Genomic DNA, 14876 nt, shown 5'->3' with positions numbered 1-14876 from the left:
GTGTCGATGATAGGAACCTATAGGTTCCTATCATCGACACATGGTATAACGCCCCTCAGTCTTCGAGAAACTCGCCGCTCATGCGCGCGAGATCGTCCCACAAGCTCTGGGCGAAGCCGCGCAGGACCATGATCTCGAAGGCGTCGGCGCCCACGCGGGTGACGTGGGCGGCGATGTGGCCGATGAGCGTCGTCGTGGCGTATCCTATCGGAAAGTGCGACAGCGAGAGATCGGCCGCCGTGCCCTTGGCCAGCATCCGCTCGACCATCGGGCCGCTAGCCCGGATACGGATACGACCCGCGCTCTGGTCCACGCCGAAAGCCTCAGGCTGAATGGCCGCAAAGAGGTCGGCAAGCTCGGAATGCGTCTTTGCCCGGTCGCCGACGATGAACCACTGACCGGGACCGGCGGCGCGCACCGCATGCGGCGTGCCGTCGGAAAGGCCTTCGAGCCGGGCCATGGAAAGAGGTTCGCCGGGTTTGCCCAGCACGTGCAGAACATGCCCCTCCGGCAGAGCCTCCAGCGTGATCGTTCGGCTGACAAGGCGCGTGCAGCCTTGAAGTGCGGTCTTTAGCGTGATTTGGGGCGTGATGCGGAAATCAGACATGAAGCTTCTCGTGTCCTGGATCGAGGAAGACCGGGTCGCAGAGGCGGCCGGGCGTGAACTCGTTGCGGATACCGTTCCAGATCATCACCGCCTCGCCGTGACGCTCCGCGCCGCGCGTGACGAGTGCAAGCCCGATAGTGGAGCCGACATGGGGTGAATAGGCGCTTGATGTGACGTAGCCCTGATCGTTTTCGAGCGTCTCCGCGGCGTCGCGGGCCAGAATATGCGATCCGGTACGGAACGATGTCTTCGGGTCGAGCGGCAGGACGCCCACGAGTTGCGCGCGCTCGGGATCCACGAGGCCCGGACGCCCGACCATGGCTTTGCCGATGAAGTCGGGCTTGGTGGCCGAGACCATCTTGCCGAACCCGAGATCGGCAGCCGTCACTGTTCCGTTGATCTCATTGTGGGTGACGTGTCCCTTCTCGATGCGCAGCACGCCGAGCGCCTCCACGCCATAAGGCTGGATGCCGTGCGGCGCGCCCGCTTCCATCAGCACCTCCGCGACGCTCTCGCCGTAGCCGGCGGGCACGGCGAGTTCATAGGCCAGTTCGCCGGAGAACGAGATGCGGAAGAGGCGTCCGTGCAGCGCGCCGCCGAACAGCGAGACCTCGCGGGCGGCAAGGAAAGGGAAGGCGTCGTTGGACAGATCCTCGTCCACGATCGCCTGCAGGATGAGACGCGCTTTCGGTCCCGCGATCGCCATCTGCGCCCACTGGTCGGTGGAGGAGGCGAGGCGCACATCGAGACCCGGCCACAGGACCTGCGCGCAGAATTCGAGATGGTTCATCACGCCAGCCGCGTAAGCCGTTGTGGTGGTCATGACATAGTGGTTCTCCGACAGGCGGCTCGTCGTGCCGTCGTCGTAGATCATCCCGTCCTCGCGCAGCATCAGGCCGTAGCGCGCCTTGCCGACGGGCAGTTTCAGGAAGGCATTCGAATAGACGCGGTTGAGAAATTCCGCGGCATCGCGGCCGCAGATCTCGATCTTGCCGAGCATCGAGACGTCGCAGAGCCCGGCATGGGCGCGCACGTTCAGCACTTCGCGATCGACACTCTCGCGCCACGTGGTTTCGCCGGCGCGCGGGAAGAAGGACGAGCGATACCAGAGCCCGGTCTCCACGAAGGTTGCGCCGAGCCGGCGCGCCCAGTCGTGCAGCGGCGAGCGGCGCACGGGCTGAAAATCGCGACCGTGATGGGCACCGGCAAGCGCCCCGAAGGACACCGGCGTGTAGAACGGCCGGAAGGTCGTGGTGCCGACATCGGCCGGAGACAGTCCCCGCGCCTCTGCCAGCAGGCCGATGGCGTTGACGTTGGAGAGCTTGCCCTGGTCTGTCGCCATGCCGTTGGTCGTGTAGCGCTTGGCCAGCTCCACATGGCCATAGCCTTCCTGCACGGCGAGATCGAGATCTCCACGGTGCACGTCGTTCTGAAAATCGACGAAGGCCTTGCCCTTGACGCCGGGCACGGTCCAGAGCGGATGGGCAGGCGCCGAGACGATGTCGCCCTCGACGGCACCGAAGCTTGCCGGGGTCGCGTTGATGGACATCTCATCCAGAAGCGCCGCAGCCTTCCGCGCGCCCTCGTCGAGGCAGGCGGCGATGCCGGCCGTCGTCGCGACGGCACCGGCAAGATCAAGGCCAACGAGATCGCCGGGCGCGAGAAAAGCGGATTGCATATCCGACCATTGCGGCTTGCCGCCGCGATGGCAGGCGAGGTGGATGATCGGGCTGAAGCCGCCGGCCATGGCCAGCGCATCCACCTTCACGGTTTCCGCTTGGCCGTTCCGCAGGACCGTGATGGAGGAGAGCGCCTTGCCGCCCTGCGCATCGGAAACCACGGCGCCCGTCACGATGCGCGCCTTACCGGTATAAGGTGGTGCGGCGTCCTCCCGGCTGTCGATGATAGCGACCGGTGTGAGGCCGTGCGCTTCCAGATCGGCTGCCAGCGCATAACCGCTGTCATTGGTGGTGAAGATCGCGACCTGCCGGCCGGGTGCAACGCCATAGCGGTTGAGGTAGGTGCGCATGGCGCCCGCCATCATGACACCGGGAATGTCGTTGCCGCCAAAGACGAGCGGCCGCTCCTCCGCACCGGTTGCGAGCAGCGCTTTCTTCGCGACGATGCGCCAGAGCCGCTCCACAGGCCGGGCGGCGGCGGGCAAGCGGACATGCTTCTGCACGCGCTCGACGGCCCCGAAGACATTGCCGTCGTACCAGCCGAAGGCGGTGGTGCGCAGCAGAATGGTGACGTTCGCAAGCGCGTCCAGCTCGGCCATCGTCTGCGCCACGGCATCCGGCGCCGACCGTCCGCCGATCCGCGCTGTCTCCGACAAAAGCGTGCCGCCGGCCGCCGCGTGCTCGTCGACCAGAATGACCCGGGCACCTGCCCGCCCGGCCGTCAGCGCAGCGGCAAGTCCCGCGGGGCCGGCGCCGATGACCAGCAGATCGCAATGCGCCCAGCATTTTTCGTAAACGTCCGGGTCCGCCACGTCGCTTGCCGTGCCGAGGCCGGCGGCCTTGCGAATGAAGGGCTCATAGAGCTTTTCCCAAAGGGGCGCCGGCCACATGAAGGTTTTGTAGTAGAAGCCCGCGCCGAGAAAGGGCGAGAGGAGGCCGTTCAGCGCGCCGATGTCGAAGGCAAGCGACGGCCAGCGGCTCTGGCTGCGCGCCTCGAGACCGGCATAGAGTTCCTGCATCGTCGCGCGACTATTGGCCTCGGTGCGGCCACCTTCTCCGATGGTCATCAGCGCATTCGGCTCGGCGGCACCGGCCGTGAGGATGCCGCGCGGACGGTGATACTTGAAGCTGCGGCCGACGAGCAGCCGGCCGTTGGCAAGCAGGGCGGAGGCGAGGCTGTCGCCCGCAAAGCCCGTCAGCGGCTTGCCGTCGAATGTGATGGCGAGCGGAGAGCGGCGGTCGATGAGGCCGCCAGCCGGAAGGCGATAAGGGGTCATGGGTGTGGGGCTCCGGTCGTATCGAGCGCGGCATCGCGGCTCGCCGCGATCTCGTGGCTGGCGGTATCGCGCGTCACCACCAGCCAACGCCGGCAGCCGGCCGTATGATGCCAGTGCTCCTCGTAGCGGCCGCGCGGGTTGTCGCGCAGGTAGACGTACTCCATCCACGCCGCTGGATCTGCATTGGCGAGCGGTCGCGCGAGCGCTGCACCGCGGATGGTGAACTCTTCTTTCGGTCGCGCGCCGCAATGCGGGCAGGGGACGAGACTGGCCATATCAGGTGCTTCCTTGAGAGTGTCAGTGAAGGTTGGGCTGCGCGCCCTGGCCTTTTTCGTCGATCATGTAACCTCGCTCGAACCGGTCGAGCCGCATCTGGCGCGTGGTCTCGTGCGAGACGCCTTTTGCCAGAAGATGCGCGAAGCAGAAGCCGGAGGCGGGGGTCGCCTTGAAACCGCCATAGCACCAGCCGGCATTGAGGTAGAGATTGTCGAGATATGTGCGGTCGATGATCGGCGATCCATCCATCGACATATCCATGATGCCGCCCCAGGAGCGTAGCACCCGGACGCGCGAGAGCGCTGGAATCATCGCCTTGCCCGCCTCCGCGACATGCTCGACGGTCGCAAGGTTGCCGCGCTGCGCATAGGAATTGTAGCCGTCGATATCGCCGCCGAAGACGAGGCCGCCCTTGTCGGATTGCGACACGTAGAAATGCCCGGCTCCGAAGGTCACAACCCCGTCGATGAAGGGTTTCAGTCCTTCGGACACGAAGGCCTGTAGCACATGGCTCTCGATCGGCAGCTTGATACCCGCCATCTCCGCGACGCGCGAGGAGTTGCCGGCCGCCGCCAGCCCGAGCTTGCCGCAGCCGATGAAACCTCGGCTGGTCTCGACGCCCGTGACGCGGCCGTTCTCCCGGCGGATGCCGGTAACCTCGCAATTCTGGATGATATCAACGCCGCGCTGGTCGGCGCCACGGGCATAGCCCCAGGCCACCGCATCGTGTCGCACCGTACCGCCGCGTTTCTGCAACAGGCCGCCCTGGATGGGAAACCGCGCATTGTCGTAATCGAGGAAAGGCAGCATCTGCCGCACTGCCGCGCGGTCGAGCAGCTGCGCATCGACGCCATGCAAGAGCATCGCATTGCCGCGCCGCGTATAGGCATCGCGCTGGGCATCCGAGTGAAAGAGATTGAGAACGCCGCGCTGCGACACCATGGCGTTGAAGTTGAAGTCCTGCTCCAACCCCTCCCAGAGCTTCATGGACAGCTCGTAGAACGGATTGTTGCCGGCCAAGAGGTAGTTGGAGCGGATGATCGTCGTGTTGCGGCCGACATTGCCGGAGCCGACGTAACCTTTTTCGAGCACCGCGACATTGGTGATGCCGAAGGTCTTTGCGAGGTAATACGCCGTCGCCAGCCCGTGGCCGCCCCCGCCGACGATGATCACGTCGTACTGCGCCTTTGGCTCCGGCTGCCGCCAGGCCGGCGTCCAGGCCTTGTTGCCGCGGAGACCGTTCATCAGAAGGGAGAGGGCGGAGTAGCGCATGTGTGTGCCGTCGTGCCGGGAAATCGTGGCATCAGGATAGACGAATCCGCGATCCGTCGATTGCATCAATAGGACAGATCGATGTAGATTCGGGCCATGCTGTTTTCCGACACGCGCGCGCTGCAGCGCATGGGCTTCGTGCTGATGCCGAATTTCGCGCTGATGTCCTATGCGTCCGCGACCGAGCCCCTACGGGCGGCGAACATGCTGGCGGGTCTGCCGCTCTACGAGCCAGTGACTTTGTCGCCGGGTGGCAGGCCGGCGCGCAGTTCCTCAGGCGTGCTGGTGGATTGTGCGAATCTTGCCGAGTGCGGCGCCGGCTGCCACACGATCTTCGTCTGCGCCGGGGGGGATGTCGAAGACTGGGGCGACCCCGGCGGGCTAAACGCGGCGCTGCGCCGGTTCGCCCGACAAGGCATCCGGATCGGCGGCATCTCCAGCGGCGCTTATATTCTCGCCGCAGCCGGGCTTCTGGAAAACCGGGATTTCACGCTTCATTGGGAACATGCGGCCCTCTTCCGCGAGGCTTTTCCGCATCTCCAGCCCCGGCAGGCGCGCTACGTTATCACGGGCGACCGCATCACCTGCGGCGGCGGTGTCGCGCCGCTTGATATGATGCACCGGATGATCTCGGAGCGGATGGGCGCAGACTTCGCCCGCCGCGTCAGCGACTGGTATCTCCACACTGCCGTAGCCGAGCCGACGGCGGCGCAACGCGGCTCTACCGCCGAGCGGTTCGGCACGCATCATGCAGCACTCCTGACCGTGCTCGAAAAGATGGAGGCCACCATTGAGCAGCCGCTCGACCGGGCAACGCTCGCGCGACTCGGCGGCGTCAGCCCACGCCACCTCGATCGCCTGTTCGCACAGGAACTCCGTCGCGGTTTCCTTGAAACCTATCGCCTGATCCGCCTGCATCACGCCCGGCGCCTGCTGGAGCAGAGCCCACTTTCCATCTCCGCCATCGCCTTTGCCACCGGCTTCTCCAGCGCCAGCCACTTCTCCCACGCCTGCAAGACCGTGCTCGGTCAATCCCCAAGCACTTTCCGTCGGAAGGTGGCGGCTGCGCGATCGGGATGAGGATCAGGAAGGGATGTGGCCGAGCTGCTTAAAGCAGGGTCTTTTGTGCCGGCTCCGTGGCTGGTTCGGGTGCTGATTCCTGCCAGTCTTGCCTGCGCCGCTCGAGTTCGGTTTTTGCCGTAAAGCGAATGTCGACATCGCGGCTACGGGCAAACTCTCCCAGCACCTCGTCGCTCAACCGATCCCAACTCCGTCCCCGTTCCGGGCCCGCCGGGACGCGCGGGAGCAGGCCGGGAAGGGCACTCCAGGCAAGCAATTGCTCGATCGGAACCGTGTTCAGCATATCGCGCAGATGATGCGCCGTGACATAGGCATCCGGCATGGCCCGGTGCGCCGGCAGGCCGATCTCGTGCACCAGCCCCTCTGGCATTCGATGATAGCGCAGCATCTGATTGGAAAAGCGCGGAAGGTCCGGCCAGATCCGCAACGCGCATTTCCACGTGCAGATCCAGGGGAGGCCGCCTGTAACCCTCGGCGTGCAATAGCGCTGCTCGAACGACGCGCGATGCGCCGCCAAGGCATCGATGCGGCCCTCCGGCTTGAGAACGCTGGGTGCGACCGCCTTCCAGAAGGGGAGGTCCGCCACATGGGCATCGAGGATATGATGAACGGCGATCGTATCCGGCGACATAGGACGCCCGGGATTGACCAGCCGTGCACCGCGGTCATCCGTGACGTGCCAGGCTCCATCGTCCCCGAGCACCACATCCTGCCACCCGATCTCGCAAACATCGTCCGGCCCATTCCCGCCGGTCTCCAGATCGATGACGCGAACCCTTCCTCGTGCCGTATCGGAAATGCCGCCCCCTTCCACGACATCGGTGCCGTGATGTTTTTTGCTATTGGCTGTTCGCTATCCGCGTAATCCGCCTATGAGCACGATGGTTCCGCATTCTATCACTCGTCACTTCCCTATACGTCTTTACTGTCTATCCCGATCTTCCCGCTGCGTGATTCCAGCCGATAGCGGCTGGCGGGGTAGACGAGGCGGGCGAGCGAGACGGTATTCTGGAAGGACCATGTGCGGCGGCGGATGGTCAGGCAGGGCTCCGACGGCAGGATGACGAGGAGCTTGCACTCCCAGGGCTGTGGCATCGCCGCTTCCACCACATGCTCGGAGCCGCTGAGCGGAGCCGTCTCCGTGAGGTAGGAGTTCGGTGTTTCCAGCGTGAAATCCTGCTCCAGATAGTCCGGCGCCATGTCCGGATTGACGAAACGGTCTTCTATCTGCACGGGAACGCCGTTCTCGCTGTGGACGATAAGCGAGTGGAAGACGGCCGAGCCGATCAGAAGGTCAAGCCCGTCGGCGACATCCGGGGAGGCATGCTCGCGGGTGAGAACGATCACCTCGGCCGCGTGCAGATGCCCGCGCGACTTGATCTCGTCGGCAATGTTGCGCACTTCGAAGAGCTCGGAGTATCCCTTGCGCTCGGCAACGAAAGAGCCAACGCCCTGAATACGCACGAGTTCGCCCTCGCTTGCCAGCTCGCGCAGCGCGCGGTTGGCGGTCATCTTGCTGACGCCGAGCTCGGCGACCAGTTCGTTCTCCGATGGCACACGGTGGCGCGGCGGCCACTCGCCGCTTTGGATGCGCCCGAGGATCATCTGCTTGACCCCGGCATAGAGCGGTGCGCCATCGCCTTCCGTTCCGTCCCAACTCAAAGCCGGGGGCTTGCCGTCCTTGCGTTTCATCTGCTTAATCCCTGGGCAAAGAAAAATTTGCTTCGAACGAAGCGTTCCGTCTTGCATAGCACATCAAAAGGCATATGGTACCATATACAACGTGGTTTTCCGGTCTGTTCCGGGACACGGTAAGCCGGCGCAGATCGGCTCAGGGAATGCATGAAACTCCGAGAGGAACCGGACCATGAACATCGCCAGAATTCTCAGTGTGGGCGCCGTTGCGCTCGCGGCTCTGTACACCGTCGCGCTGACCGCACCGGTCGCCGCTGCCAAGGACTGGAAGACCGTCACCATCACGCTCGAAGGCGCCTATGCGCCGTGGAACCTGACCAATCCCGACGGCACGCTCGGTGGGTTCGAGCCTGAGCTCGCCAAGTATCTTTGCGACCATATGAAGGTCGATTGCACGCTGGTCGCGTCCGACTGGGACGGCATGATCCCGGCGCTGACGGCCGGCAAGTACGACGTCATCATGGATGCGCTGTCGATCACGGAAGAGCGCAAGAAGATCATCGATTTCACTATTCCCTATGCCCACACCCATGCGGCCTTCGCGACCGCGAAAGACAGTCCGCTGGCGAACGCCGCCGGCACCGGCACTGTCATCAAGCTTGATCCGGGCGCCAACGCCAAGGAGATCGACGCGCTGAAGGAAGCCTTTGCCGGTAAGACCATCGGCATCCAGGCCGCTACCGTCTATTCCAAGTTCATCTATGACAACTTCGGCAGCATCGCCACGGTGCGCGAGTACAAGACCGGCGCCGAGCGCGATCTCGACCTCGAAAGCGGCCGCATCGACCTCGTCTTCGACGACGCGGTTTACCTGATATCGGCCTTCGAGAAAGCCAATGGCACGCTCGGCTTCACCGGCCCGGAAATCGGCGGCACCATCTTCGGTAGCGGAGAAGGTCTCGGCCTGCGGCAGGCGGATACGGACCTGCGCGACATGTTCAACAAGGCCATTCAGGCAGCGCTCGATGACGGCACCATCAAGACGCTGTCGATGAAGTGGTTCAAGACCGACGTCACGCCCTGACGCAACATCTCACGCCGCAGGTCGGCCTTGAGGGCTGGCGCTGCGGCGCAAGATGGATGACGCAGCGACACCCTGATGCGCCATGACAGGCGCATCCGGCAGCGTGAAAGAGGGCATTCCGGGCATGATAATCCTGCAAACCATCGGCTTCGGCCCCACGGGCTGGGGCGGGCTTCTCCTGGTCGCCACGCTGATGACGCTCTGCGTGACGGCGGCAGCGCTGTTCATCGGCATGGTCTTCGGCACGTTGATCGCCTGGGCAAAACTCTCCGGCAGCCGCATTGCGCGGGCCTTCGGCAGCGCCTACACCACCGTGTTTCGCGGCGTGCCGGAGCTGCTCATCATCTATCTCGTTTACTTCGGCGGCTCCAGCCTCGTCACAGCCGCAGGCTCGGCCTTGGGCTACCAAGGTTTTCTCGGCCTGCCCTCCTTCGTGGCCGGGGCGCTCGCCGTTGGTATCATTTCGGGCGCCTATCAGGCCGAGGTCTATCGCGGTGCTTTCCTCGCCATCCCCAGGGGCGAGCTGGAGGCGGCGCAGGCGATCGGCATGCACCGGACTTTGCGCTTCCGCCGCATCATCGCACCGCAGGTACTACGCTTCGCCATTCCGGGTATCGGCAATGTCTGGCAGCTGAGCCTGAAGGATTCGGCGCTCGTCTCCGTCACCGGACTTGCCGACCTCATGCGCACCAGCCAGATCGCGGCCGGCTCGACGCGTCAGCATTTTCTGTTCTTCATCGTCGGCGGCTGCCTCTACCTCGTTCTCACCAGCCTCTCCGACCGGGTGTTCAACGGTGCGGAACGCCGCGCCAACCGCAGCATGCCCGCCGGCATCGGCCAGGCCTGAGGGAGATACGCATGGACCTCGACTTCATGGCCTCGACGATGCTGACGCTGGTGGCCGCCCTGCCGATGACGCTGGCGCTGTTCTCGCTCTCGGTCATCTTCGGCGGCCTTCTGGCACTGCTTGTCGTGTGGATGCGCGTTGGCGGCAATCCGGTCGCGCGCGGCTTTGCCAAGGGCTACATCTTCATTTTTCGCGGCTCGCCGCTGCTTATCCAGATGTTTCTGGTGTTCTACGGCCTCGGGCAGTTCGGCTTCATCCGCTACAGCGTCCTCTGGCCGGCCCTGCGCGAGCCCTTCGTCTGCGCGGTCCTGTCCCTGTCGCTCTGCACGGCGGGCTATACCGCCGAGATCTTCCGGTTCGGCCTGCGCTCGATCCCCGCACGGGAAATCGAGGCGGCACGCGCGGTCGGTATGTCCGGCTTCCTGCTGACGCGCCGCATCCTAGCACCCATCGCCTTTCGCAATGCCTTGCCCGCCTATTCGACCGAGGTCATGATGATGGTGAAATCGACGGCGCTTGCCAGCCTCGTCACGGTTTGGGAGGTGACGGGCGTCGCCCAGCGTCTGATCGCGCAGACCTACCGCACCATGGAGGTCTTTCTCTGCGCGGCCGCCATCTACCTCATCCTGAACTTCCTCATTCTGCAGCTCATGGCATTTCTCGAATACCGCCTCAGCCCGCACCGCCGCGCAGCACCTCTCTTTCCGGCTGCCCAGCAATGACAACAGCCCCTTCCAGCCCGATCGGAACGCTCATGGCCAGTGCTCCCCATCTATCCAGCGCCCCCCGCCTTTCCGTCCGCAATATTACCAAGAGCTTTGGCACTCACCAAGTGCTGCGCGGCATCTCGCTCGACGCGCATGACGGCGACGTGATCTCGCTGCTTGGCGCCAGCGGGTCGGGCAAGTCCACTTTCCTGCGCTGCATCAACATGCTGGAGATCGCCGATGCTGGCGAGATCGTAGTCGACGGCGAAACGATCGCCATGACGCAGCGTGGCGGACGCATGGTGCCGGCGGATCGGGGCCAAGTCGATCGCATGCGCTCCGAACTCGGCATGGTGTTCCAGTCGTTCAATCTCTGGTCCCATATGACCATTCTGGAGAACATCATCGAGGGGCCGGTGCACGTGCTGAAACGGCCCCGCGCCGAATGCATCGCCGAGGCCGAAGCGCTTCTTGAAAAGGTCGGCATTGCCGGAAAGCGCCACGCCTATCCGGCGCACTTGTCCGGCGGGCAGCAGCAGCGCGCGGCGATTGCCCGGTCGCTGGCCATGAAGCCCAAGGTAATGCTGTTCGACGAGCCGACCTCCGCGCTCGACCCGGAACTGGTCGGCGAGGTGCTGCGCGTCATGCGCGCGCTCGCCGAGGAAGGCATGACCATGCTGGTCGTCACGCACGAGATGAGCTTTGCCCGCACCGTGTCGAACCGGGTAATCTTCATGAAATCCGGCGAGATCGATTGCGACGGCGCGCCCGACACCGTCTTCGCCGACGGCGCTTCGCCCGCCTTCCGCCAGTTCATCGGAAATTTCGGGGGCTGACCATGGACGCGGTGCGCATGGACGATGTGGTGCTGGAAACGCGGCTCGACTGGCGCGCGGTCGCACGCGTCGTGGAGGGCGCGCCGCTGGTCCTGTCAAAAAACGCCATCGCACGGATCGAGACGGCGCATCGCATCGTCGGCGCGCTGGTGGAGAGCGGCGTACGCGCCTATGGCATTACCACGGGCGTCGGCGCGCTGGCCGATACGGTGGTCGATCGCCCGTCGCAGAGCCGCCTGTCGCGCAATATCGTCCTCAGCCATGCCTGTGGCGTCGGGCCGCTGCTCGATGCGAAATCCGTGCGCGCCATCATGGCCGCGCAGGTCGGCAACATGGCGCATGGGCATTCCGGCATCCGCAGGGACGTCGTGGCAACGCTCTGCACCTTTCTCGAAAAGAACTGCATTCCCGACGTTCCCTCCCGCGGCTCGGCGGGCTACCTGACGCACAATGCCCATATCGCCCTCGTTCTCATCGGCGAGGGCAGAGCGCAGGTGGACGGGGTGTCCATGAGCGGGGTCAAGGCGCTGGCCGCACTCGGCCTCGCACCCTTGGTGCTGGAGGCCAAGGAAGGGCTCAGCCTCGTCAACGGCACGGCCTGCTCGACAGGGCTCGGCGCCCTGGCGCTGTCCCGCGCGGCAGCTCTTCTCGACTGGGCCGATGCCATCGCCGCCCTGACGCTGGAAGCACTGGGCGCGCAGATGACCGCCTTTGATGAAATGGTGCTGGCACTCCGCCCGTCACCGGGTCTCCTCGCCGTGGGTGCGACCCTTCGTCGGCTCCTGGCCGGAAGCGGGTTGATCGAGGCTGCCAGGGGAGGGCGCACACAGGATGCGCTTAGCCTGCGCGCGGTGCCCCATGTCCATGGTGCGGCCCGTGATGTGTTCGACGTCACCGCCGCCGTCGTCGATCGGGAACTCGCCTCGGTTACCGACAACCCGGCCGTTGCCGGCACGCCGGACGCGCCCCTTGTATTCTCGCAGGCCCACGCTGTGGCGCCTGCACTGTCACAAGCGCTTGATAGCCTCGCGGTTGCGATGGCGCAGTTGTCCGCCATATCCGAGCGCCGGATCGACCGCCTCGTCAACCCGCTAGTCAGCTGCCTGCCACCGTTCCTCGCCACCGACCCCGGCGCCGGATCCGGCTTCATGATCGCGCAATATACGGCTGCAGCCCTTGCCGCCGAAAACCGCCGCCTTGCCACACCCGCGAGCCTCGACGGCGGTCTCACCTCCGGCAATCAGGAGGACTTTCTGGCGCACCCGACCGCTGCCGCAAACAAGCTCCTCGCCATTCTCGACAATGCCGAACAGATCCTTGCAATCGAATACGCCGCAGTTGTCCAAGCCCACGACCTCATAGCAGCCACGCCACACACCCGCGCTCCCGCCACAGATCGCCTCCACCGCCACCTGCGCCGCATAATCCCCCTCTACGCCGACGATCGGCCGCTCGGCCAGGATCTGGAAATCACCCGGCGTCTGATGACAGACGTCGACGTCACCGAGATGTGACCGCGAATATACCGGCAGGCGGGTTGCTCGCGTTGAGCGTCTCGCTGGTAGAACCGGATTATCAAGGAGGCGAAGGTCGAATACGCCCCACGGAGTCTCGATGCCGCGTTCTATCCGTAACGCGTCGCCCGACACATGAGGACAGCGGTTTATCTCCAGCGCGCTCAGCGTCGAACCCGTTGAGCTGGATTATCAATCAACGTCGAATATTTCACGGCAAAATACGGTACAGAACCGGTATAGTGGCGCAATGAGCAGATTTGAAGACCTCGAAGCCGCGACGCTGGAGCGACTGCGCACATTGAAGGCCAAGCCCGATATGACGATCAACCTGATAGATATGGGGGCACCCTTGAACGCCGCCGGTTACTCCCAGGAAGAGGTTCTGGCAGTCCTGCTGGCCCTCGAACAGGAGAAGATTGTCGCCCTCGCGCCCGGGAACCGGCTGCTCATCCTCAAGGATTTGCCGCAATAGCAAGTTCGATTGTCACTGCATGATCCTCTCCGCGATTCCGTCGAGCGCTTTTACGACGGAGACAGGCGGGTATGGTTTGGAAAAGAAAAGGCCGTTTTCCGGCAGCGTCTCATGGGCCACGTTGACATGTCCTGACGCAATGATGATCGAGACCGGAGGCCACCGGTCGCGCACGGCATGCGCCAGCTTTAGGCCGTCCATGGACCCAGGCATGTCGACATCCGTAAAGAGAACGCAGATGTCGTGGTGTTTCTCCATCAGACGGATCGCCTCATCGGCATTACCTGCGCCATAAACTGTGAAGCCCGCATCTTCGACCATGTCCATCGCGTCCATAAGCAGAAGCGGCTCGTCTTCGACGACAAGAACGGCTATGCGCCGGCGGTCGTAACTCTGTCCCATGATCAATCCGGTGCGAGATCGGTTTCATCCGGTCGCAGCGTTCCTTCCAGTTCGTATTTAAGTCCGCCTCGCGTATATTGTGTCCTGGCGCTTCCCTTGAAATAGGCAGGCACCACGCGTTCGGTCAGTCTTGAACCGAACCCACGCCTTAAAGGTTCCGCAACTCCCGGTCCGCCCGACTCGATCCAACTAAACCGAAAGCCGTTACCGTCTGGCGAATCCCAGAGAATCGTAACGATGCCCGCTTCGGTCAGCAGCGCGCCGTACTTGGTCGCATTCGTTGCTAACTCATGGATCGCCAGCGCGAGCCCGAGGGAACGTTGTGCTTCAAGAGAGAGCGAGGGGCCGTCGATCCGGAAGCGTCCTGTTCCGTCATCGTGCGGAGAAACGGCGGTCCTGACGAGCGTCTCCACGTCGGCTGCCGACCAATCGGTCGCCGTCAACGCATCCTGTGCGCGGGCGAGGGCCTGAATGCGCGCTGATGCAAGCCCCGCGGCAAGTTTAGGGTCCGGGTTATTGCGCAGGCTCTGCGAGACGACGGCCTGAACCATGGCCAAGGTGTTTTTCATACGATGGGAAAGCTCGCGCTGCAGGATGCGTTGCTGGCGTTCACGATCCTTCTGCTCCCCCAGCAATCGCCGCTGCTCACGCACGAGATCGCCGCTTCTCGCCCGCTCTTCGCGCAGGCCGTCTACCGCTCTGTGCATGACTTGGATCAGAAGAATGTCGACACCGACGACACATACGTAAAACGCCAGCGCCACGAGCACCGACGTATCGAGCGAGAACGAACCGAAAGGTGGAATGAACCAGTACCATGCGGCAATGCCGCAGGCGAGGGCGCAAACCGCTCCGGGCAGGAGACCTGCAAGAAAAGCGGTTAGGATAACGGCCGGGAAGAACGTGAGATAGGGGAAGCCCGGTGGCAGAACATGGTCGAAGAGGAACCTGGCGTAGACGGCGCAGGCAAAGGCCGCAAACGCGATACCCCAAGCCACCACAGGGGAAGAGCGAACCCGGTCGCTCAAAGTGAAGAGGTGAAGTCTGAGTGTGGTCATTCCGCCAACGGGTCCGGGAGAGGTGTCCTGCTTCGCCGCTCCGTGGCGGTACGTCAACTGCAGATACGGTAAGTTCTGGTGCGATTACGTCATATTCAACTTACCTATCCCCTGAATGGATCGCAAC

The 14876-nt window shown here is 63.9% G+C and carries 15 protein-coding genes; 7 read left to right on the top strand and 8 right to left on the bottom strand.

The features are described 5' to 3' along the window. Positions 1-55: 55 nt before the first annotated feature. Genes C8J33_RS21575 through C8J33_RS21560 form a run of 4 tightly spaced genes read right to left on the bottom strand, consistent with a single transcriptional unit; the run spans position 56 to position 5111 of the window. A complete protein-coding gene (locus C8J33_RS21575) occupies positions 56-607 on the bottom strand; it encodes a sarcosine oxidase subunit gamma family protein (RefSeq protein ID WP_110802648.1) in 552 nt (183 codons plus the stop codon). Further along, positions 600-3563 (bottom strand): sarcosine oxidase subunit alpha family protein, encoded by a 2964-nt coding sequence (locus tag C8J33_RS21570; RefSeq protein ID WP_110802649.1) that lies wholly within the window; start codon positions 3561-3563, stop codon positions 600-602. Before C8J33_RS21570 ends, C8J33_RS21575 begins: the two co-directional genes overlap by 8 nt. After that, positions 3560-3838, bottom strand: a complete 279-nt coding sequence (locus C8J33_RS21565) for a sarcosine oxidase subunit delta (RefSeq protein WP_110802650.1) — start codon at positions 3836-3838, stop codon at positions 3560-3562. The genes C8J33_RS21570 and C8J33_RS21565 overlap by 4 nt, the downstream gene beginning before the upstream one ends. Positions 3839-3860: 22 nt before the next feature. Continuing rightward, entirely contained in the window at positions 3861-5111 is a 1251-nt protein-coding gene (locus C8J33_RS21560) for a sarcosine oxidase subunit beta family protein (protein ID WP_110802716.1), read from the bottom strand. Positions 5112-5207: 96 nt separating this feature from the next. Here C8J33_RS21560 and C8J33_RS21555 point away from each other — a divergent pair, with 96 nt between their 5' ends. Beyond that, a complete protein-coding gene (locus C8J33_RS21555) occupies positions 5208-6191 on the top strand; it encodes a GlxA family transcriptional regulator (protein WP_132665295.1) in 984 nt (327 codons plus the stop codon). Positions 6192-6219: 28 nt separating this feature from the next. Here C8J33_RS21555 and C8J33_RS21550 read toward each other — a convergent pair whose 3' ends face one another. Further along, positions 6220-7005, bottom strand: a complete 786-nt coding sequence (locus tag C8J33_RS21550) for a DNA polymerase III subunit epsilon (protein ID WP_245507241.1) — start codon at positions 7003-7005, stop codon at positions 6220-6222. A 98-nt stretch (positions 7006-7103) separates the two neighbouring features. Then, positions 7104-7883: a histidine utilization repressor gene (gene hutC, locus C8J33_RS21545; RefSeq protein ID WP_132665294.1), complete on the bottom strand. Its 780-nt coding sequence runs from the start codon at positions 7881-7883 to the stop codon at positions 7104-7106. A gap of 175 nt (positions 7884-8058) precedes the next feature. Between hutC and C8J33_RS21540 the strand changes: the two genes are divergently transcribed. The 6 genes from C8J33_RS21540 (at position 8059) to C8J33_RS21515 (ending at position 13289) form a co-directional block, all read left to right on the top strand. Next, positions 8059-8910 (top strand): transporter substrate-binding domain-containing protein, encoded by an 852-nt coding sequence (locus C8J33_RS21540; protein ID WP_132665293.1) that lies wholly within the window; start codon positions 8059-8061, stop codon positions 8908-8910. A gap of 124 nt (positions 8911-9034) precedes the next feature. Next, a complete protein-coding gene (locus C8J33_RS21535; protein ID WP_132665335.1) occupies positions 9035-9757 on the top strand; it encodes an ABC transporter permease in 723 nt (240 codons plus the stop codon). A gap of 11 nt (positions 9758-9768) precedes the next feature. Then, complete coding sequence (locus C8J33_RS21530; protein ID WP_110737373.1) at positions 9769-10479, top strand: ABC transporter permease; 711 nt, start codon at positions 9769-9771, stop codon at positions 10477-10479. Between the two features lie 32 nt (positions 10480-10511). Beyond that, a complete protein-coding gene (locus C8J33_RS21525; RefSeq protein ID WP_110802654.1) occupies positions 10512-11300 on the top strand; it encodes an ABC transporter ATP-binding protein in 789 nt (262 codons plus the stop codon). Positions 11301-11302: 2 nt separating this feature from the next. Further along, the gene (locus tag C8J33_RS21520; RefSeq protein WP_245507240.1) at positions 11303-12814 is read left to right on the top strand and encodes an HAL/PAL/TAL family ammonia-lyase; all 1512 of its coding nucleotides are present in this window, start codon (positions 11303-11305) and stop codon (positions 12812-12814) included. A gap of 250 nt (positions 12815-13064) precedes the next feature. Further along, positions 13065-13289 (top strand): hypothetical protein, encoded by a 225-nt coding sequence (locus C8J33_RS21515; protein WP_110808104.1) that lies wholly within the window; start codon positions 13065-13067, stop codon positions 13287-13289. 12 nt (positions 13290-13301) lie between these two features. Here the strand turns inward: C8J33_RS21515 and C8J33_RS21510 are convergent, their stop codons facing one another. Both C8J33_RS21510 and C8J33_RS21505 read right to left on the bottom strand, forming a co-directional pair. Next, positions 13302-13691, bottom strand: a complete 390-nt coding sequence (locus tag C8J33_RS21510; RefSeq protein ID WP_110808105.1) for a response regulator — start codon at positions 13689-13691, stop codon at positions 13302-13304. A gap of 2 nt (positions 13692-13693) precedes the next feature. Continuing rightward, the gene (locus tag C8J33_RS21505) at positions 13694-14749 is read right to left on the bottom strand and encodes a sensor histidine kinase (RefSeq protein ID WP_132665292.1); all 1056 of its coding nucleotides are present in this window, start codon (positions 14747-14749) and stop codon (positions 13694-13696) included. Between the last annotated feature and the right edge of the window lie 127 nt (positions 14750-14876).

It is taken from the genome of Rhizobium sp. PP-CC-3G-465, assembly GCF_004343445.1.
GTDB classification, from domain to species: Bacteria; Pseudomonadota; Alphaproteobacteria; order Rhizobiales; family Rhizobiaceae; genus Ferranicluibacter; species Ferranicluibacter rubi.
This window is presented reverse-complemented; position numbering and strand designations above follow the sequence as displayed.

What these genes read in the sequence shown, in the direction of transcription:
- C8J33_RS21575 (WP_110802648.1), bottom strand. Translation starts at nt 607, where the DNA reads ATGTCTGATTTCCGCATCACGCCCCAAATCACGCTAAAGACCGCACTT.
- C8J33_RS21570 (WP_110802649.1), bottom strand. Translation starts at nt 3,563, where the DNA reads ATGACCCCTTATCGCCTTCCGGCTGGCGGCCTCATCGACCGCCGCTCT.
- C8J33_RS21565 (WP_110802650.1), bottom strand. Translation starts at nt 3,838, where the DNA reads ATGGCCAGTCTCGTCCCCTGCCCGCATTGCGGCGCGCGACCGAAAGAA.
- C8J33_RS21560 (WP_110802716.1), bottom strand. Translation starts at nt 5,111, where the DNA reads ATGCGCTACTCCGCCCTCTCCCTTCTGATGAACGGTCTCCGCGGCAAC.
- C8J33_RS21555 (WP_132665295.1), top strand. Translation starts at nt 5,208, where the DNA reads ATGCTGTTTTCCGACACGCGCGCGCTGCAGCGCATGGGCTTCGTGCTG.
- hutC (WP_132665294.1), bottom strand. Translation starts at nt 7,883, where the DNA reads ATGAAACGCAAGGACGGCAAGCCCCCGGCTTTGAGTTGGGACGGAACG.
- C8J33_RS21540 (WP_132665293.1), top strand. Translation starts at nt 8,059, where the DNA reads ATGAACATCGCCAGAATTCTCAGTGTGGGCGCCGTTGCGCTCGCGGCT.
- C8J33_RS21535 (WP_132665335.1), top strand. Translation starts at nt 9,035, where the DNA reads ATGATAATCCTGCAAACCATCGGCTTCGGCCCCACGGGCTGGGGCGGG.
- C8J33_RS21530 (WP_110737373.1), top strand. Translation starts at nt 9,769, where the DNA reads ATGGACCTCGACTTCATGGCCTCGACGATGCTGACGCTGGTGGCCGCC.
- C8J33_RS21525 (WP_110802654.1), top strand. Translation starts at nt 10,512, where the DNA reads ATGGCCAGTGCTCCCCATCTATCCAGCGCCCCCCGCCTTTCCGTCCGC.
- C8J33_RS21520 (WP_245507240.1), top strand. Translation starts at nt 11,303, where the DNA reads ATGGACGCGGTGCGCATGGACGATGTGGTGCTGGAAACGCGGCTCGAC.
- C8J33_RS21515 (WP_110808104.1), top strand. Translation starts at nt 13,065, where the DNA reads ATGAGCAGATTTGAAGACCTCGAAGCCGCGACGCTGGAGCGACTGCGC.
- C8J33_RS21510 (WP_110808105.1), bottom strand. Translation starts at nt 13,691, where the DNA reads ATGGGACAGAGTTACGACCGCCGGCGCATAGCCGTTCTTGTCGTCGAA.
- C8J33_RS21505 (WP_132665292.1), bottom strand. Translation starts at nt 14,749, where the DNA reads ATGACCACACTCAGACTTCACCTCTTCACTTTGAGCGACCGGGTTCGC.